Below are 19439 nucleotides of genomic sequence, written 5' to 3' on the forward strand. Positions count from 1 at the left end.
GCAGAAATGACAGATAACGTGAAGATCATGACAAACTCTCTTGCTCCACATAATCCCCTTGTTGTCGCCCTGGCGTATGACGGTCTGTGCACGTTTGAATTTGGCGTGGCGGTTGAAGTGTTTGGCCTGCCGCGCCCGGAAATGGGCAACGACTGGTATCGCTTTGCGGTGGCGGGAATCGAAGCTGGCGACTTCCGCGCGACCGGTGGCATACGTTTAACGGTCGATGGCGGGCTTGATTTGCTGGCACAGGCGGGGACGATAGTTGTGCCGGGCTGGCGCGGTGCCGATGAGCCTGTTCCCGAACCTTTATGCGAAGCGCTGCGTGCGGCACATGCTCGCGGGGCGCGAATTATGTCGATTTGCTCCGGCGTATTTGTGTTGGCTGCTGCCGGTTTGCTGAACGGATTACAGGCTTCCACACACTGGCGTTATACCGAAAAACTGCAACAACGTTACCCTGAAATTCAGGTGATGCCGGATGTGCTCTACATCGACAACGGCTCCGTTTTGACCTCCGCGGGCAGTGCGGCGGGTATCGATTTGAGTTTGCATCTTGTGCGCCGGGATTACGGCCAGGCGGCGGCAAACAGTGTCGCACGTAGATTAGTGGTCCCGCCCCATCGCGTCGGCGGCCAGGCGCAGTTTATCGAGCAACCGGTGCCTACGCCTTATGAAAGCAAGCGCCTCAGCCCGCTGTTTGATTATCTCCACACTCACCTTGCCAATGAGCATTGCGTGGAATCACTTGCCGCTTTTACCGGTATGAGTCCGCGCACATTTTTACGCCGCTTTAGCGCAGCAACCGGCACCACGCCCGCGCGCTGGTTGCTCAATGTGCGCCTGGCGCGCTGCCGCGATCTGCTGGAAAGCAGCACGCTTTCGATAGATGAAATTGCCGAGCGCGTTGGCTTTGGCAGCGCCGCCACTCTTCGTCATCATTTCAGGGCAAAGCTCGACACCACGCCCGCCGCTTACCGTAAAACATTTACTTCAGGTAACGAAAAAATGATTACTTCACGCGAAACAACGTGATAGAGATAACGGCATTATTTTGATAGTCAGCAGATGAATGTATCTGGAGAAGATATGCGTAAATTGAATGTTTTTGTTTTTTCAGCGGTTTTGATGGCCGGTTCTGTGCCAATGGCGTTTACGGCTGTTGCCGCAGACGCGCCTGTGACCGCGCCGGGTGCCGTCGCGACGCCAGCACCGCAAAGTTCTTCTTTTGAAATCCAGGAGTTCCACGCCGATTACAAGCCATTTAAAATTGGCGACATCGTGCCGGATTTATACCGCACCAAGCCTTACCAGATTGATGCCTGGCAGATTCGCCATCTCCCGGCACCAGAAGCCGGAAGCCACTGGACATACATGGGTGGGAACTACGTGTTGATAACTGACGCGGAAGGCAAAATTTTACGAGCCATGAAAGGCGAGATTTTTTACGGCCACTAACAGAACAAACCCCGGCATTGCGCCGGGGCTTTTGTTTATGCAGCACGCATCGCTTTAATTTTTGAATACCCGTACTCAAAAATCATATCTGTGGTGCACATAAAGACAATCACATCACCCGACTCGCACTCTTCGATCGCTTCGTTTAATTCCGCATCAAAATCTTTCGATAGCTGCGGCATTAGCATCTGCATATAGCCTGGATAATCTTCGTCTTCATCGGCTGGCATATCTTCAATTTTTGAACCGCGAACCACGTAAACCAACAGATTTTTGTCGTTGACGACGATGGGTGCGCGCAGGTGTTTGCCCGTAGGATGCTTAGCCATGTTATTTACCCTTTTGCTAATAGCCGAAATTTGGCGCTATCCTCGCAAAAGATGGCGCGAAAATACAGCCTTGCCGTGATGACAAGCCACGAATACCCACTAAGCTGATGAAAGAAAAACTCAGACGGAGGTCATTATGAACAAAAAGTTGTCTGCTCAATGCCATTGTGGTGCTGTCGCTTTTACCGTTGAACTGACGGACGGGTTCAACACCGCCCGCCGCTGCAACTGCTCATTTTGCCGGATGCGCGGCGCGGTTGCCGTTTCGGCGCAACTGTCTGGCATCGAAGTCATTAAGGGTAAAGACAAACTAACCGAATACCGTTTTAACACCGGCGAAGCGGTGCATTTTTTCTGTTCTGTGTGCGGGATTTACACCTTCCACCAGCGCCGCTCCAACCCGGAACAATACGGCGTCAACGCTGCCTGCATCGAAGGCGTTTCGCCTTTCGACTTCCCCAAAGTCACGGTAATGGAAGGCTCGCACCATCCAAAAGATGGCGGTGGCGGCGTGGCGGGATATTTGACGTACACGGCGATTAAGTGAATCCAACGTCTAAGCATTGAGGATACCGGTTGGTATCCTCAGAATCATTAACGCCCTTCTCCCACGCGCCAAATCCTCTCTGCATAGCGTCCTACAAGGGCCAGCGAGGTAGCGAGCAGCAAGAAGAAAATGACTTTGTTGGTATCGTCCCAGAACATTTCGAAATAGCGGGTATAGAGGTTGATACCTAAAAACGTCAGGCCAAAGCCGCGCAGCATGCCGTCGTCGGTTTTCAGGCTTATCCAGATGCATGCCCCCGCCGCCAGGGCAAAAAGCAGCGACCAGTGCAGCAACTCCATCTGGCGCACGCTTTGCCAGATATCGTAATCGTAGTTACCGAAGATCGACAAAATCCACAGCGCGATAAACAGGTACAGCAATCCCATCGCCTTGCTGGTGTTAAATAAATTTCGCTGCTGCAAGATAGGTTGCAGTAAATAGCAGGCTGCCAGCAGTACACCACCGAATAACACAAAGCGAATCGGGTAATTCATGCCAAGCCAGTACGCGCCCCATCCTGATGCGTATCCCGTGGACGTGCCGAAAAAGCTGCCCAGTGCCAGCAGGCAAAATAGCCAGATTAGCCCGGACCGTCCCAGGTAGCCGATGGCGCCATAGATGGCGCAGCCGAGTAAGAACAGTGGCGCGACGTTGCCGCTGCCGGTGTCCAGCGCCATGCCGACCTGGGACAGGCTTAACGCGGTGAACAGCACGCCCATAAACAGAATCGCTTCGTTGCTGTAGCGTTTTTCAGGTGTGATTTTTTGGCGACGAAAACCCCAGAAATATAACGCGGCGGAAATGAGCGCCAGAATAATGGCGCGAGTGAGGTAGCCAAAATTGAACAGCAACGCCATCAAATATTCATCGGCGACCAGGCTTCCAATAGCGATAATGGCGCAGGCCAGTGCAATCCAGAAGGCGTAACGGCTCAGGCGCTGCCAGTCAAAAAGCTGTACCGAGAGATTTTGTTGCAAGCGCTGTTGCTCGGTTTCGTCTATCACCCCTTCTTTGCGCCAGCCTTCAAGCGTATGCCGGATGACTTTTTCCTGTTTGCGTGTCACTTTCATTACGGTTTTCCTTACCTGATTTGATCGACTACGTTACAACAGTTTGGTGTAATCCAGGATATATACAATTTCCGAATTCATCACATCGCTCAATGCAATTTTAGCCTCAGGAGAAGCCCATGCGAGACTGGAACCCCGCCCTTTATTTGCAGTTTGAAGCAGAGCGCACCCGCCCGGCAGCCGAGTTAGCCGCCCGCATCCAACACCCTGCCGCGCAGCACATTTCTGATTTAGGCTGCGGCCCTGGGAACAGCACTGCGTTACTGCACAAAGCCTTCCCGCATTCAAGCGTGACGGGGGTCGATAACTCTCCGGCGATGCTGGACAAAGCCCGCGCGGCACTACCCGATTGCCAGTTTGAAAGTGCCGACATTGCCCACTGGCAACCGGCGGTGAAACAGGATTTGATTTACGCGAATGCGTCTTTGCAATGGCTGGGGGATCATCCGTCGCTCTTTCCACATCTCGCGGCGCAACTGGCGGAAGGCGGTGTGTTAGCAGTACAAATGCCGGACAACTGGCAGGAACCGACGCACACATTAATGCGCCAGGTCGCTTTTGAATTGGGTCAGCCCGACTCGGGGCGTGAGGAATTACTCCCCGCGCAGCAGTATTACGATTTGTTGGCGCAGGCGGGTTGTACGGTAGATATCTGGCGCACCACCTATTTTCACGTGATGCCCTCTGCCCAGGCCATTATTGAATGGCTCAGTTCTACCGGCCTGCGCCCTTATCTGGCGAAACTCGATGACATCCAGCAGCAGGCTTTTCTGTCCCGTTATCACTCGCTTTTGCAGCAGGCCTATCCGCCGCAACACGACGGAAATGTGCTGATGCTGTTTCCGCGTCTGTTTATTGTGGCGCGTAAAACTAAAGCGTAACGCCCATCTGGCGCAGCGTTTCCACATCCTGCAATGGGGCTGCGCCGAAGGAACGGCGATATTCGCGATTAAACTGTGACGGCGATTCGTACCCCACAAGCCAGGCGACGTTCGCCACATCCAGGCTGCCGCTCAGTAGCAATCGCCGCGCTTCGAGTAGACGGATCTGCTTTTGATACTGCAACGGACTCATCACCGTCAGTGCCTTAAAGCGGTGGTGCAGGCTCGATGAACTCATCCCCACGCGTTTTGCCAGCTCATCAATTTTCAGCGGTTCGGCAAAATGGTGCTTAATCCACGCCAGCGCTTCACCGACACCTTTACCTTGCGTCCACGCCAGCGTCTGTTTCCAGAATGCTGACCCGGCGGGGGCAGTCACCAGGCGATAGAGTATTTCCTGTTTGATGAGTTTTGATAAAACCGCCAGGTCGTCAGGCGTATCCAGCAGTTTAACCAGGCGCAAAAAGGCATCCTGTAACGCTTCGTCGGATTGCGTCACCCAGGCACCCGCATTGGCGGCTTCATGCTGTTTTTCCGGCAGGGTAATTTGCAACGAGACAATAAGATCGGCAATTTCTTTGCTGTCCAGATCGATGCGCACGCCATAGTAAGGCGCGGATTCATTGGCTTGTGTGACCTGCCCGGAAACCGGCATATCCACGGCGGCCAGCGAATAACTCCCCGGCCCATATTCCGTGACATTGTCACCAATCAACATCTTTTTGCGCCCTTGCAACACGATGCACATCGAGGGTTGCAACATGCCTCGATTGAGCACCGTCGGCTCGGGCATGCGCACAAAACTCAGCCACGGCAACGCCGTCACAAAATCACGATCCAATGTGCCTCTGCGCTGATAATGTGCCGCCACGCGCTGGCATAGTTCCGTTAAAATGCGGCCCTCAGGCCGCTGAATATTTTCTTCTTCTGGCATATCACTGCCCCATGATGGCTTTCGGTTCAAGATACCCTTCCAGCCCGTAAGTGCCAAACTCGCGCCCCAGTCCTGATTGCTTAAAGCCGCCAAACGGCGCGTTCGGCTCGTCATAAACGCCATTTACGAAGACGCGCCCGGCAATCAATTGGTTCGCCACCGCCGCCGTGCGCGCCGCATCTTTCCCGCTCACGTAAGCCTGCAAACCGTAAATCGTATCGTTAGCGATAGCCACGGCGTCGGCATCATCTTTGTAAGTTATCACTGATAATACCGGGCCAAAAATTTCTTGTTGGGCGATGGTCATATCGTTGCGAACATTAACAAAAACAGTCGGTTTCACATAGTAACCGCGATCGAAACCTTGCGGGCGACCCAATCCACCACACAGTAATTCCGCCCCTTCTTCGATGCCTTTGCGGATGTAATCCTGCACGCGTTGATATTGCTGGGCGGTGACGGATGTCCCGATGTTTTCGCCAGGTGTCAGGTGTGAAATGTGTTTGCGCAGTTGTTCTTTTACCGCTTCGAGTCGGCCTTCAGGCACCAGTAAACGAGTGCCTGCGATACAAGCCTGGCCGCTGTTCCACGACATCACCTGCAACGCGAGCGGAATCGCTTGCTCCAGATCGACATCATCGAGTAGTACATTAGCTGACTTCCCGCCCAACTCCAGCGTGACGCGCTTTAAGGTATCCACAGCGCCGCGAGCAATGGTTTTGCCGACCTGGGTCGAACCGGTAAACGAAATTTTAGCGATATCCGGGTGACGGGTGATTTCCGCCCCGACGACGTCACCGCGCCCGGTCACAATGTTAATCACCCCGTCCGGCAGACCCGCCGCGTGCAGGCATTCGGTGATAATTGCCGTTTGTTGAGCACTCAGTTCGCTGGGCTTTATCACTGCCGTAGAACCGGAGGCGATGACCGTTGAGAGTTTGCCCGCAATAAAACCATAGTTGGCGTTCCATGGCGTGATAAGACCGACAACGCCAAGCGGTTCCATCACCACGTTTGCGCCGCCGACGCGGGTTTCAAAAGCGTAATCAGCGAGAATATCGCGCATCTGCAAAAAGCCGGTATAAGAGCGTTGAACGGTGCTTTCGGCAAAGAAACGCGGGCAACCATACTCTTCAACCATGGTGTCGATAAGTTCGGCTTCGCGGGATTTTACTGCGTCGTGCAGCTGTTGCAGCCACGCCATACGCTGTTCACGTGTTGACAGGCGCATCGCCGGGAATGCCGCTTTTGCCGCCGCAATTGCCCGATGCGTATCGTCCACATCGGCCAGTTGAACCTGTGCCATTTTAGTTTCGTTGGCGGGGTTGATAAGGTCGATAATTTCTTCCCCGTGAGGGGTAACAAACTGGCCGTTGATATAGATTTTATTGATAGTTTTCATGTTGCGCTCCAGGTGTGTTTGACCGACTTAGTGTCACCTGGAGGCGAATTTCTCTGTAGCGCAATGCTGTCGGATGATTGCACAATCCTGCAAATATCTGCTCTATTTAAGCCGCAGCGGAGACCCAACGCGCTCGCAAGGTGTCGTACGCCCAGTTGTAAATCACGCTATACGGCAGGAAGAACAGGAAGAAACCAATCTCGACCATAAACGCCTGTAGCAATGAAATGTTGAGCATCCAGGCGGCCAGCGGCAGGCCAATCAAAATAAAGCCCCCTTCAAAACCCAGCGAGTGCGCGATGCGCAGCGGCAGCCGACGCTTTTGCCCAACCGGGAAAAACTTATCAAACCCGGCGTTATAAATCATGTTCCATACCATGGCGACGGTAGATAGCATGATCGCCAGCGCACCCATCTGGAATAAGGGTTTGTTCAGGATCCACGCCGCCAGCGGCGCACAAATCGCAATGGCGATAACTTCGAAACCCACCGCATGCACGATGCGTTCGGAAAAGGTTCTTTTTTGAGACTGCATAAAACTCACTCCAGATAAATCAAGCAATATGGCTATGGGGCGTATTATCATCGCAATTTCTGATAGTATTAAGTGATTAGCCATCTAAAAAACCGATAGATCATGAATTACTCCCCCGAATCCCTGGAAGCCTTTGTGCAGGCGGTAGAAACCGGTTCGTTTTCTGCGGCGGCGCGCAAACTGAAGAAAAGCCAGTCAACGATAAGCAGCGCCATTGCCAATCTGGAAGCCGATTTGGGAGTGATGCTGTTTGATCGCCAGAGCCGCCAGCCGGTTTTGACCGACCAGGGGAAACACATTTTGCCCTACATCCAGTCGATTATGGCGGCAAGCGAAAGGCTGAATGAAGTCTCAGTGCGCCTGGCGGGAAATGTCGAGCCGCGCCTGAGTTTTGTGCTGTCGGATGTGTGGCAAACTTCGCATCACGAGTCGATTCTCCAGCGGTTTTCACAACGTTTTCCGGATATCGAATTTGAGTGCTTGATTGCTGAAGATGAAGACGTTATCGACCTGATTCAGATTGGCCGTGCCCATGTTGGCGTGCTGCGCGTGCAGCCTCGTTACCCGGTGGATGTGACGGTGGCGCGTTTGCAGGTCGGGGCGGAAATGGCGATTTATATTCACCGCCAGCATGAGTTAGCCCGCTTGCCTGCCGTCGAGATGGACACCTTGCAAACCGTGCGTCAGCTCAGTTTGAGCACCTTTACCGATCCGACGCGCAATAAAAGCGGCGGCCCGACGTGGTCGTCACCGTCATTGCTGATGCTGCTGGAGATGGCGGAGCAAGGTTTTGGCTGGGGTATTTTGCCGCGTTGGCTGGTGGAGCAGTTTGGTCACGATGTTTTGCGGGAGTTGCCCGTCGCGGGCTGGCCGCAGCGGATTGACGTGGATGTGTTGTGGTCGAACAAAACACCGCCTGGCCCCGCCGGGCGCTGGATGATTGACCAGCTGCGGGCGCAGAATTAAAAACGGGGCATCGAATGCCCCGTCGGGTTTTGTAGGTCGGATAAGCGTAAGCGTCATCCGACAATCAAAGCTTATTTGCGCTTCGGCATCGTCTTCAATAATTCATCGGGGCTAATCGACGCCACAATATCGCTGCCCGGCAATGGCATCTTCAGAATGTGATTCTTCATCTTGCCAATCACGTGCATCTCACACGGGCGGCAATCGAATTTCAGCGTTAACACTTCATCCTGATGCACCAGTTGCATCGGCGTCGCTTTCCAGCTTTTTACCGAACCTTTCGCCTGTTTCGGGCACAGGTTAAACGCAAAACGCAGGCAGTGTTTGGTGATCATCACCGGCACTTCGCCCTTCTCTTCGTGCGCTTCATAAGCGGCATCGATCAGTTTCACGCCGTAACGTTGGTAAAACTCACGCGCTTTGTGGTTGTAAACGTTCGCCAGGAAAGTGAGGTGATCTTCCGGGTAAACCGGTGCGGGAACGCTCACCGGTTTGCGGGTGCCACGCTGATATTGCTCAAGACGCGCATCCGTCAGCGCATCAATCACTTCACGGCGCAGTTGGTTGAGCTGGCTGTTTGGCACGAATAACGGCGCAGGCAGATTCAGGTCAACTTTACGAGCCTGATACATGGTCTGGCCGAGTTTCGCCAGGCTATCACGCAGGCTGGAATACGCTTTTTCCGGGTTGTTCGCCACCTCGAACTGCCCTTCCAGCGTTTTCGTCACGCTCACGCCGTCTTCGCAGGTCGCGGTCAACACCAGTTGTTCTTCCCAACCGCCGAGTTCCAGATCCACTCTGATGCGGCGCTCGCTGGAGGTTTTGGTCAACGCCTGTTGCCAGTTATGGTCAAGGTTACGGTTAAGCGGATGGTTCGGACGCACGTTTTTCAGCGTGTCCGGCATTTCATTAGGCCAGACGCGATACTGATTTTTACCGGTTTTTTCTACGGTATTGGCACGGAAACCGACGATATCACGCTTGATGAGGACATTCAGCCCATCGCCGTTGGTCAGCGTATCGGTGACATTCACATCAAGAAAATCTTTGCCGACTTTCAGCACTTCGCCCACTGGCAGGCCGATGAATTTCGGGGAATCAAACGCGCCGATATCGATTTTGCGCTCGTTAACGAAGTAGTCGGTGCTGCCACGATGGAAGGTTTTATCCGGCGATGGGATAAAGAAGTGCGAGGTCACGCCGGAAGAAGCACGAACCAGATCGGTGCGCTGCTCCATTAATTCATCCAGCAACTGACGATAATAAGAGGTGATGTTTTTCACATAGCTCATATCTTTGTAACGCCCTTCAATCTTGAAGGAGCGCACACCCGCATCAACCAGTGCCGCCAGGTTGGCGCTCTGGTCGTTATCTTTCATCGACAGCAGGTGTTTTTCATAAGCCACGACGCGGCCTTGATCGTCTTTAAGCGTGTACGGCAAGCGGCAAGCCTGGGAGCAATCACCACGGTTTGCGCTGCGTCCGGTCTGAGCGTGAGAAATATTACATTGCCCGGAATACGCCACGCAGAGCGCACCATGAATGAAGAACTCAATCGTCGCATCGATATTTTCATGGATTGCGCGGATTTGATTGAGGTTCAACTCTCGTGCCAAAACGATTTGCGAGAAACCCGCATCGGACAAGAATTTTGCTTTTTCTGCGCTGCGAATGTCGCACTGGGTGCTGGCGTGCAGCTCAATCGGCGGCAGATCCATTTCCAGCACGCCCATATCCTGCACAATCAGCGCATCGACACCAATCTGGTACAGGTCGTGAATCATACGGCGCGCAGGTTCGAGTTCGTTGTCATGCAAAATGGTGTTAAGCGTAACGAAAATCTTCGCCCCATAACGGTGAGCAAAAGGCACCAGTTCTGCGAGATCCTGTAGGCTGTTACCGGCATTATGGCGAGCGCCAAAACCAGGGCCACCAATGTAGACCGCATCCGCACCATGCAAAATGGCTTCGCGGGCGATGGCGGTATCACGGGCGGGGCTGAGTAATTCAAGATGATTGGCGTGCAGGCGCATAGTCGGTCTGTTTTCTGTGTTATGGGTGAAAGGCGGCTATTGTAGTCAGATTGGACGCGTAAGCATATACCCAAACGTCGCCAAAACTGCCCAGCCGCTACGCTTGCACGGGGTTCGCTGATAATCCATCTTCTCTGTAGAGCGGTTTTTAATTATAATTACATCCAAAATAATTACATGATGTAATCACATTAGCGTTCTTGATGTTGAGCACCTTTTGAATGACTCAGTTAAGATGATCGGAAATGACAAAAAACCTAGAACACTCAAAGCTTTACCAATCCGAAGGCGTAAGACTGTTATACAACAACTCATTACCGGGCATTCTGATTACCTTTGTTGCTTCCAGCGCTCTTGCCTTTACATTTATTGATGAGAACAACTTTAACTGCAAATTAGCCTGGTGGGTGGTGATGACTTTAATCCTCGCCATCCGGGTTTTTGATACGCGTATGTGGTTAAAAAGTAGAGTAGAAACTAAAACGAGCAAGAGCTGGTTACTGCGTTTTTCCTGCGGTTGTTTATTGAGTGCGGCAATGTGGAGTTTGTATGCCGTTATCTTCTACCCGCATTTTTCTATTGAAGAATTAAGCACCACTAATGTGATTCTTGCCGCCATGGCTGGCGGGGCGACCAGTATACTTTCCGGGAATCTGCTGCTCGCCGCGTTCTACAACATTATTATCCTGATGCCCATGTCGATATTGCTGCTGATGCAACCGGAGCAATATAAAATTAATCTCGGCGGCCTCGGCGTGTGTTTCACCCTCATCATGATTGTCTCTTCCGCCCGCTCGTCTAAATATATTAAAGAAGCCATTTTATTGCGCTACCGAAACAAAAACCTGGTGTCCCGGATGGAAGAAACCATTCGGGTCCGAACGCGGGAAGTCTACGAAATATCCAATAAAGACTCTCTCACCGGGTTGTACAACCGCAGCGCATTTTTATTAGCCGCACAGCTGGTTGAACAAGAGTTTAAAAGCCAGAAAAACGCCGGATTCGCCATTTTCTTTATCGACCTTGATGGTTTTAAAAATATTAACGATACGCTGGGCCACAATGTGGGCGACCGGGTATTAGTCGCCTTAAGCGACAGGTTGAAAACATTTATTGATAGCGAAAATTTAATCTGTCGCTGGGGAGGCGATGAATTTATCCTGCTGGTTAAAGATAAATCCTCCGATGCCATCAGCGATCTGGCCGAAAAAATCGTCACCAGCCTTTCACGCCCTATCCGCGTCGATGAACAAAACGTCACGCTGAATGCCACCATCGGTATTTCAGTTTGCCCGGAACATGAAAGCTCCATCACGCGGCTTATACAGCTGGCAGATATCGCCATGTATTCGCAGAAAGGTAAATATCCCGAGCGCGTGGCTTTCTATAATCTCGGCCTCGAGCGCGATTTACACCGTAAAATTACGCTGAATGAGGCGCTCAAAGGCGCACTCGACCGCCATGAATTCCGCCTGGTGTATCAGCCGATTGTCGATACCAGAGGCCAGGTGGTCAGTTTTGAAGCCCTGATGCGCTGGCGTTATCAGGAGCAGGAAATCTCTCCCGTCGAGTTCATTCCTTTAATGGAGCAAAGCGGGCGCATTGTTCAGACCGGGCACTGGGTATTAGAAGAAGCCTGTAAAACGCTGGCACAAATGAATAAACGCAATGCCGGAATTTGCATGTGCGTGAATATTTCGCTGATTCAATTCTACGACAAAGGATTTGTGAATAACGTCAACCGACTGATTGAACGCTACGCGATACCCGGCCATTTGCTGCATCTGGAAGTGACGGAATCTATATTTCAGTCCGATCAAATGATGATCAACCAGAAAGTAAACCAGTTACAGCAGCGCGGCGTGAAATTCTCAGTGGATGATTTCGGCACCGGTTATTCCAGCTTGTCGGTTATCCAGAATATGAATATTGATTACATCAAAATCGACCGTTCATTTATTCAGAATATCGAGCTGAAAGGCCTTTCTATTGTCCAGGCCATGATGAATATTTCCCGCAGCCTCAATTTCAGTGTGATCGCTGAAGGTGTTGAAACAGGGAAACAACGCCAGTTGCTCGAAGAGTGCGGCATTCCCTTTATGCAGGGCTATTATTTTTCACGACCGCTTGAACGCCAGAATGCGCTGGTTTATCTCGAGAATGCTCTGCATCCTGTTGTTAACGGTTTGTAAGTCTATAGCCGGGTAATGCTATAGTTTCGCCGTCAACAATAAGGAAAACATGATGCGCTTAATTTCGATTCCGTTACCGACGGTATTGGCAGGGTTTGTCGCGGTATTAGTCGGTTACGCCAGTTCAGCGGCGATTATCTGGCAGGCAGCCGAAGCGGCGGGTGCCAACACCATGCAGATCGCAGGCTGGCTGACGATGCTGGGCATCGCCATGGGAATCAGCACCTTAGCGCTCACACTCTGGTATCGCACCCCGATTCTTACCGCCTGGTCAACGCCCGGTGCGGCACTGCTTGCCACCAGCCTGCCGGGGCATTCCCTCAACGAAGCCGTCGGCGTGTTTATTTTCGCCTCATTTCTGATTCTGATTTGTGGCGCAACGGGTTTGTTTGCCCGCCTGATGCGCCTGATCCCCGCCACGCTTTCAGCCGCCATGCTGGCTGGTATTTTACTGCGCTTCGGTCTGGATGCTTTTACCTCGTTACAGGGGAATTTCTTGCTGTGCGCCAGTATGTTGCTTGGCTGGCTGCTGGCGAAAACCTGGGCGCCGCGATATGCGGTGGTAGTGGCGATGGTCGTCGGCCTGGCGGTTTGTCTGCTGAGTGGCAATCTGCAAAGCGCTAATATGCCGGTTGCTATTGTGATGCCGGAATTTACCGCTCCGCACTTCTCGCTTTCCAGCCTGCTGGGTATCGGCATCCCCTTTTTCCTGGTGACGATGGCCTCACAAAATGCGCCCGGTGTCGCCACGTTAAAAGCGTCGGGTTATCACGTTCCGGTATCACCCTTAATTGTTGTCACCGCTGCGATTGCCTTGCTGCTGGCGCCGTTTGGGGTATTTTCAATTTGTATCGCTGCGATCACCGCCGCAATTTGCCAGGGTTCGGAAGCCCATCCTGATCCCGCAAAGCGCTGGCTTGCCGCTGCTGCTGCCGGGGTGTTTTATTTGCTGGCGGGGGTTTTTGGCGGCTCTATTACTACTCTTCTGACGGCATTGCCCGTCGCCTATATTCATACGCTGGCAGGCCTGGCATTACTGAGCACTATCGCCGGGAGTTTGTATCAGGCGCTTAATCATGAGCGAGAGCGTGACGCGGCGATAGTGACGTTTCTGGTCACCGCATCGGGTATGAGTTTGCTGGGGATTGGCTCTGCATTTTGGGGTCTGGTCGCGGGTGGGATCTGCTACGCGTTATTCTCATTTATTCGTCGACCGTAACTGCGAGGGCGTAACGCCGATCGTGGCTTTAAAACGGTTACTGAAATGGCTTGCGGAGCTAAACCCGCAGGCCATCGCGATATCCGTCAGTGACAGCGAACTGTTCTTCACCAGGGTTTGTGCCCGTGACATGCGGCGATGCATCACATACTGATGGGGCGCGAGTTGGGTGGATTGCTTAAACATGCGCGCAAAATGAAATTCGCTTAACCCCGCCTCCTTCGCTAGCTCGCTCAACGTTAACGGCTCGCTAAGATGCTGCTCAATGTACGCCTGAATATTACGCAACACCGCAGGCGCAATTCCACCGCGCACATCCGGCAAACGCCACTGCACGTTGCTGTAATTTTGCACCATGTGAGTCAGCAATAAGGTTGAAGCGGTGCTTAACATCAAGTGATTCGCCTGCTGTTGCCAGTCGGTGCTTAACAGAAAATGGCGATAAAGCTGGGTAATACGCGGATCTTCGCTGAAGATTTTCTCATCAAGAGATATCGCCGCCGGGCTGCGATCCCAAATCTGCTCGGCAATATTGCGCAAGTGTTCATCTGTGCAATACAGGTGCACAAACGAAAAATGGTTGCGAATATCCCAGGTGGTTTCGCTGTCTTCAGGCATCAGGCAAAAACGGTCCGGGCCACCGCCATTCTTCCAGCCCGAAGAGGTTTTCTGATAGGTTTCATAGCCTTCATTCACATACATACTTAATGTGTGATGGTTGCTGCATTGGGTGACGCGGTCGAGGCTATTTGACCAGGCCGACAGTTGAATGCCAGAACCTAGCTGCACGTTATCTTCCAGCACGGCGTTGTGCTGGCGAAGATTTTCAAATGCGTGATACGGCTGGGTCATGGTTGGCAACCTTCAAAGATCAGGAATAATAGTTTAAGTAGTGTGGGTGCCTGTTACCAGCCTTTAACAAACTAGCGGGTAAATAAAACCGCAAGAATATGCAAGTCGCGCAAACCGATGAAAGCGCACGCCGCCCCACTCATAGATACTCCCGCTATCCGTTCTGGGAGACAACAAGATGAATGCTTTACTTTATATTTCGGTGGTGGTGATTTGGGGCACGACCTGGCTGGCGATTTACATGCAGCAAGGCGTGGTGTCAGTGCCGGTTTCAATTTTCTGGCGTTTTGCGGTAGCCGCTATCGTTATGTTGGTGGTGCTCCTGGCGTTAGGGCGTTTACGCCGTATCAGCCTGCGTGACCATCTGTTTTGTATACTGCAAGGCGGCTGCGTTTTCGGCTTTAACTTCTTCTGTTTTTATCACGCGGCGGCGTACATCAGCTCAGGTCTTGAGTCGGTCATCTTTTCTATGTCCGTATTATTTAACGCTATCAATAGCATGATTTTCTTCCGCCAGCGTCCCAGCAAAAATTTGCTGCCCGCAGCGGTGCTCGGTATTGCGGGTGTTATTGCCCTTTTCTGGCACGATTTGGTCGCCACTCAGATGGCACCGACTTTATTAATGGGCATTGGCTTAAGCGCGCTCGGCACCTTTGGCTTTTCCATCGGTAATATGATCAGCACACGTCACCAACGACGCGGGCTTGAAACGCTTTCCACCAATACCTACGCCATGTTTTACGGCACCATTATTATGGGCGTGCTGGCTTTGGTTCGTGGGGATTCGTTTATGCCGGAGTTCACGCTGCGTTATCTCGGCTCGCTGTTCTACCTGGCTATTTTCGGCTCGGTCATTGCCTTTGGGGCATACTTCACGCTGGTCGGGCGCATCGGGGCAAGTCAGGCCGCTTACAGCACATTGCTGTTTCCGCTCGTGGCACTGAGTCTGTCGACGATTTATGAAGGTTATGTCTGGCACAGCAATGCGGTTATTGGTCTGTGTATGATTTTGCTCGGTAATCTGGTGATGTTCTCAAAACCGGGGATGTTTACCACCCTGCCGTGGCGTAAACGCGCCGCGTAAAGCCACAAAAAAGGGAGCCAGGCTCCCTTTGTGATTTCACGATATCTTCACTATTTCTGTTCGGTATCGAACACCGTCGCGTCGGTCGCGAGATCGTCAACCACTTGCTTGAGCGTATCAATCGTCATTGGCGTGCTTTCATTGCTCAGGTCTTTACCCTCGCCTTTACGCACTACGCGCATCACCGTTTTATGGGTCGCCGCATCAATCAACTCCGCCTCAAAGTAGAGGTTGGTATCCATAGTACGGTGCCCGGTGGCGACTTGCGTTCCCGCGACGACCAGTGCGATAGGCACCACTTCGTAGAATTGCAGACCTTCTTTAGTACAATCTACTGCGGTAATTGCGCCACGGAAAATCAGGCTATGTGGGCCTGCTTTTGTCACCAGTGGCTTGCGTGCTGCTGCGGCGGCTTTAAGCTGAGCGTTGGTGTATTTTAATAATCCATCCAGAACTTTTTGCCCCACCTGAGTGTTCGGTTTAGGCACCGGATAATAAGTCACTGGATTAAAAACAAGGCTGTCATAATTACTGCCTTTGAAAGCAGGATCAATCCAACGCATGATATCTTTACCTGAGTTAGATTTAGTTTCCTGCAAGCCGGAATAATCCTTTAAAAAGCCCGAATACTTTTCAGGCGCCGGTAAAGAAGAAGCACAACCTGCCAGCGATAAAACTCCCGCCAGACACGCCGCTTTAAAACAAAATGAAGTGCGCATTATTACTATGACTCCCTGTGGATTGCATGTAAGCGTGCGCGTTATAACAATAAACCCTGTTAAAAAATGAGGTTAAAATGCTACTTATCTAAAATTCGGATATTAGATATGTATTTTGTTTCGATGAATAATCAGCAAGCCATTAACTATTTACTGGCAGATGAATTAATATTAAGCATGGCTACACATTGGAGACAGACATGACACCTCATCTGCGGATTGCTCGCCCCGTAACGAACCTTGCTCAAAGCAAAGAGATGTACTGCCTGGGTTTGGGCTTAAAAGAACTCGGGGAATTTAGTGAACATGACGGCTTTAGCGGCGTGATGCTTGGCCTGGAGGATGCAAGCTGGCACCTGGAATTCACGGTTTGCCATCGCCACCCTGTGGAACCAGCTGCCACAGCGGATGACTTATTGGTGCTTTATTATCCAGATAAAAACCAATGGCAAAAGACCTGCCAGCAAATGCTTGATGCAGGTTTTTTGACCATAAATAGTTTTAATCCGTACTGGGATGTCGCCGGGCGCACATTTATAGATAACGACGGTTATCGCATTGTGTTACAAAATCGCGCCTGGCCGCCCGCTTAAATTTTACGCGCCAGCATTGTGGCGAAGCGTAATTTAATCCGGTTCCCTTGCTCATCGGTTTTATGCAATTGGCCGATGTCTTCGTTGTATTTAATTAATTCCCAGCCCGCGTAATAATTGCGCAATTCGCCTTCTGCAAAAGCAAATGGGAATCCGACATTACAAGGACAATCTTCGGTGTCCATGGCGGCGACAATCAGATTGTATCCGCCCAATTTGGTGCAGCGCTGCATATTTTCAATCAGCCCTGGAATGGATTTGCGCTCCAGAAACATCATTACAACTGTTGAAAGAATAAAATCATATTCACCATCGAAATGTATTGAATTCAGATCGACAGTATCGGTGACGATATTTTTCAGCCCTTCCGTTTCGATTATTTTATTCAGATTGCTGATGCTCATCGGGTTTTTATCCCACGCTGTCACATCAAACCCTTTCTGATTTAAGTACAGACTGTTGCGCCCACTCCCACAACCAAGATCCAGGGTTTTACCCGGCGGGACAATCGTTGCGGCATTGACCACATCAGAATGGGTCGCCGTTAAGCCATATTTCTCGGTGTAATAATTTTCAGAAAGCATCTTAATTTGTCCTTTTTGCCGGCCTTTCGACTCGCAACAGCAGCTTTCCCTGATAAAGCAGGATCACCGTGCGCGCAAGCAGCAGGCCAATAATGAAATTAGTGAAGATAAACAGCGGCACCGCGAGTGCGGTAAAAAGTCCGTCATTGCTGGCGGCATGGCTGAGATGCAACGCGGTGCCAGCGAGGGCTGAAATACCAAATGAGAAGCTCCAGAACGACGCATTAAACGGCTGCTTCAAATACCAGGGCATCAGGCGGAACATAAATAGCAGCTGCAACAACCCATAACCAAACAGCATTTTGGCAAAGAAATCAGGCTGCCCGCCGTTGACACTAAGATACGCATTGCACGCGACCAATGCAGGTGCAAGCTGAATGCCCAGCGCGGTGCGCGCGGGCGGCGGTAATTCTCCGGCGCTGCGCAAACGATGCAAAATGGCAGGTTCGAGGCTTAACCACGAGAACACGCCCGCGCCGAAAAACAGAATCCCGAGGTCGTGATATCCCAATGCCCCGCAGGCCATCGCACTGATAAAATTATTGGCCACCGTCGGCAAATATAAACCGGGCGTGGTGTCGGCGTGTGGGTGGCTACCGCGCCATAAACCGGCACTCTGCCAGGCGGCGTAAATCAATTGTACCACCGCGCCAAAGGCAAACATCCCCACGGCTAACGGGCGAAAATAAGGTGCAATGGCAATAGAAACCAGCATGGTCGTGGCCGGAAACAGGCTGATAAAACTGCCCTTTTGCGGATGGCGAATTTCATCAATAACCGTTTGCGGGTATTTCAGCGCACGCACAACAAAAGCCAGCGCCAGAGCAACCCAGATGGCAATCGCCAGGCTCTCAAATGCCTCACCGATGCGCGGAGATACCGACCAAATCGTGGCCGCATATCGCCACGCAAAACCCATCCCTATGGTCCCAAGCACCATCCCAAAATACCCTGCGGGGAGATTGAGCATGGTGCGCGATACTGATTTATTCATTTCGTTTAAATTATAAAATGTATTTTAGATGCATTTTATTCGAATGCGCCGTAGAACGCTACCAGGGGATTAATCTGCTACGTTTTAAGAGGGAAAACTCTGGGATACAGCGATGAACAAGTATCAATTAACGGGCGATTCGCGACTACACGACTACCTGGTCGACGGCAAAAAACAGCAGGTCAAACTCTGGCAAGTGGTAGCGCTTTGCGATTTCAGCGACGTTAAAGCCGGGCAATCTGGCGGATGGATTGAATGTGAAGACAATCTCAGCCAGCGTGGAAACTGTTGGATTTATGGCAGTGACAGCGTGGTGTATGGCGGCTCCAGCGTGAGTGATGATGCGCAAATTCACGGCGAATCAACGCTTTGCCACCAGGCCCATATCAGCGGGAAAAGCGTGGTGAAAGAATCGCTGGTTAGCGGTGAGTGCCGTATTTTTGATGCTGCTCGTATCCTGAATGGCAGCCAGATCATAGCCGTCCGTGGCCTAACCGCCGACAACGACCAGGTGCTGCAAATTTATGGTAACGCCACGGTAAACGCATCCCGCGTCGTTCATCAGGCCCAGATATTTGGCAACGCCAGGGTGAATAACGCTTTTATTGAGCACCGCGCCGAAGTTTTCGGGCAGGCCATTCTTGAAGGCAACGACGAAAACAATATCTGGGTTTGCGACTGCGCTCGCGTTTTTGATAACGCACGGATTATTGCCGGGCGCGGCGACGATCAAATCCCGACCATTCGCTACTCTTCCCAGGTGTACGGCAACGCACTCATCGAAGGCGACTGCGTGCTTAAACACCAGGTGCATATTTTTGATGACGCCACGCTTATCGGTGGCCCTATTCAGCTTGATAACCAGGTGCAAATTTACGGCCAGGCGCGGATCACCGGCAACGTCCTGATAGAGAATAATGTGCAGGTCTACGATAAGGCGGCAGTTGATGGACTCGATGGCGAGCTGATTCACATTCGCGGTATTAAGGATATTAGTGGCGAACAACGGGTAACGCGCTCGCCGTTTTACGGGGTGTTTTGATGGCG

The 19439-nt window shown here is 51.7% G+C and carries 20 protein-coding genes; 10 read left to right on the forward strand and 10 right to left on the reverse strand.

Annotated features, from left to right (window positions below; genetic code table 11):
• The first annotated feature begins 6 nt into the window (after positions 1–6).
• Complete coding sequence (ftrA, locus tag DY231_RS12895; RefSeq protein ID WP_115628826.1) at positions 7–1035, forward strand: transcriptional regulator FtrA; 1029 nt, start codon at positions 7–9, stop codon at positions 1033–1035.
• A 54-nt stretch (positions 1036–1089) separates the two neighbouring features.
• On the forward strand, positions 1090–1458 hold the full coding sequence (locus DY231_RS12900) for an RcnB family protein (protein ID WP_115628828.1): 369 nt from the start codon (positions 1090–1092) through the stop codon (positions 1456–1458).
• 35 nt (positions 1459–1493) lie between these two features.
• On the opposite strand, the gene DY231_RS12905 is transcribed toward DY231_RS12900, so the two are convergent.
• On the reverse strand, positions 1494–1787 hold the full coding sequence (locus DY231_RS12905; protein WP_115628830.1) for a hypothetical protein: 294 nt from the start codon (positions 1785–1787) through the stop codon (positions 1494–1496).
• 136 nt (positions 1788–1923) lie between these two features.
• Here DY231_RS12905 and DY231_RS12910 point away from each other — a divergent pair, with 136 nt between their 5' ends.
• Positions 1924–2334 carry a GFA family protein gene (locus tag DY231_RS12910; RefSeq protein ID WP_115628832.1) on the forward strand — a complete coding sequence of 137 codons (411 nt, stop codon included), beginning with the start codon at positions 1924–1926 and terminating at the stop codon, positions 2332–2334.
• 47 nt (positions 2335–2381) lie between these two features.
• Here the strand turns inward: DY231_RS12910 and DY231_RS12915 are convergent, their stop codons facing one another.
• Positions 2382–3404 (reverse strand): DUF2157 domain-containing protein, encoded by a 1023-nt coding sequence (locus DY231_RS12915; RefSeq protein ID WP_115628834.1) that lies wholly within the window; start codon positions 3402–3404, stop codon positions 2382–2384.
• A 119-nt stretch (positions 3405–3523) separates the two neighbouring features.
• On the opposite strand from DY231_RS12915, the gene tam reads away from it, so the two are divergent.
• On the forward strand, positions 3524–4285 hold the full coding sequence (tam, locus tag DY231_RS12920) for a trans-aconitate 2-methyltransferase (RefSeq protein ID WP_115628836.1): 762 nt from the start codon (positions 3524–3526) through the stop codon (positions 4283–4285).
• Here tam and DY231_RS12925 read toward each other — a convergent pair.
• The 3 genes from DY231_RS12925 to DY231_RS12935 form a co-directional block, all read right to left on the reverse strand.
• A complete protein-coding gene (locus DY231_RS12925; RefSeq protein ID WP_115628838.1) occupies positions 4275–5219 on the reverse strand; it encodes an AraC family transcriptional regulator in 945 nt (314 codons plus the stop codon). The two genes, tam and DY231_RS12925, sit on opposite strands and share 11 nt — an antisense overlap.
• Position 5220: 1 nt before the next feature.
• Positions 5221–6621 (reverse strand): aldehyde dehydrogenase family protein, encoded by a 1401-nt coding sequence (locus tag DY231_RS12930; RefSeq protein WP_115628840.1) that lies wholly within the window; start codon positions 6619–6621, stop codon positions 5221–5223.
• Positions 6622–6727: 106 nt separating this feature from the next.
• Complete coding sequence (locus DY231_RS12935; RefSeq protein ID WP_115628842.1) at positions 6728–7156, reverse strand: multidrug/biocide efflux PACE transporter; 429 nt, start codon at positions 7154–7156, stop codon at positions 6728–6730.
• Between the two features lie 102 nt (positions 7157–7258).
• Here DY231_RS12935 and DY231_RS12940 point away from each other — a divergent pair, with 102 nt between their 5' ends.
• A complete protein-coding gene (locus DY231_RS12940; RefSeq protein ID WP_115628844.1) occupies positions 7259–8122 on the forward strand; it encodes a LysR family transcriptional regulator in 864 nt (287 codons plus the stop codon).
• 71 nt (positions 8123–8193) lie between these two features.
• Here the strand turns inward: DY231_RS12940 and DY231_RS12945 are convergent, their stop codons facing one another.
• The gene (locus DY231_RS12945; RefSeq protein ID WP_115628846.1) at positions 8194–10155 is read right to left on the reverse strand and encodes a peptidase U32 family protein; all 1962 of its coding nucleotides are present in this window, start codon (positions 10153–10155) and stop codon (positions 8194–8196) included.
• 245 nt (positions 10156–10400) lie between these two features.
• On the opposite strand from DY231_RS12945, the gene DY231_RS12950 reads away from it, so the two are divergent.
• Both DY231_RS12950 and DY231_RS12955 read left to right on the forward strand, forming a co-directional pair.
• Complete coding sequence (locus DY231_RS12950) at positions 10401–12347, forward strand: putative bifunctional diguanylate cyclase/phosphodiesterase (protein WP_115628848.1); 1947 nt, start codon at positions 10401–10403, stop codon at positions 12345–12347.
• Between the two features lie 52 nt (positions 12348–12399).
• A complete protein-coding gene (locus tag DY231_RS12955; RefSeq protein ID WP_115628850.1) occupies positions 12400–13566 on the forward strand; it encodes a benzoate/H(+) symporter BenE family transporter in 1167 nt (388 codons plus the stop codon).
• Here DY231_RS12955 and DY231_RS12960 read toward each other — a convergent pair.
• Positions 13546–14418 (reverse strand): AraC family transcriptional regulator, encoded by an 873-nt coding sequence (locus DY231_RS12960; RefSeq protein ID WP_115628852.1) that lies wholly within the window; start codon positions 14416–14418, stop codon positions 13546–13548. The two genes, DY231_RS12955 and DY231_RS12960, sit on opposite strands and share 21 nt — an antisense overlap.
• Before the next feature lie 178 nt (positions 14419–14596).
• Here DY231_RS12960 and DY231_RS12965 point away from each other — a divergent pair, with 178 nt between their 5' ends.
• Positions 14597–15502, forward strand: a complete 906-nt coding sequence (locus tag DY231_RS12965; RefSeq protein WP_115628854.1) for a DMT family transporter — start codon at positions 14597–14599, stop codon at positions 15500–15502.
• 50 nt (positions 15503–15552) lie between these two features.
• On the opposite strand, the gene DY231_RS12970 is transcribed toward DY231_RS12965, so the two are convergent.
• Complete coding sequence (locus DY231_RS12970; protein WP_115628856.1) at positions 15553–16221, reverse strand: DUF3313 domain-containing protein; 669 nt, start codon at positions 16219–16221, stop codon at positions 15553–15555.
• Between the two features lie 200 nt (positions 16222–16421).
• Between DY231_RS12970 and DY231_RS12975 the strand changes: the two genes are divergently transcribed.
• A complete protein-coding gene (locus DY231_RS12975; protein ID WP_115628858.1) occupies positions 16422–16814 on the forward strand; it encodes a VOC family protein in 393 nt (130 codons plus the stop codon).
• Here DY231_RS12975 and tehB read toward each other — a convergent pair.
• Entirely contained in the window at positions 16811–17398 is a 588-nt protein-coding gene (tehB, locus tag DY231_RS12980) for a tellurite resistance methyltransferase TehB (RefSeq protein ID WP_370511311.1), read from the reverse strand. The genes DY231_RS12975 and tehB overlap by 4 nt on opposite strands.
• 1 nt (position 17399) lies before the next feature.
• Positions 17400–18392: a dicarboxylate transporter/tellurite-resistance protein TehA gene (gene tehA, locus DY231_RS12985; RefSeq protein WP_115628862.1), complete on the reverse strand. Its 993-nt coding sequence runs from the start codon at positions 18390–18392 to the stop codon at positions 17400–17402.
• A gap of 112 nt (positions 18393–18504) precedes the next feature.
• On the opposite strand from tehA, the gene ydcK reads away from it, so the two are divergent.
• Positions 18505–19434: a YdcK family protein gene (gene ydcK / locus DY231_RS12990; RefSeq protein WP_115628864.1), complete on the forward strand. Its 930-nt coding sequence runs from the start codon at positions 18505–18507 to the stop codon at positions 19432–19434.
• Positions 19435–19439 lie beyond the last annotated feature (5 nt).

The sequence above is a fragment of the Buttiauxella agrestis genome (assembly GCF_900446255.1).
GTDB classification, from domain to species: domain Bacteria; phylum Pseudomonadota; class Gammaproteobacteria; order Enterobacterales; family Enterobacteriaceae; genus Buttiauxella; species Buttiauxella agrestis.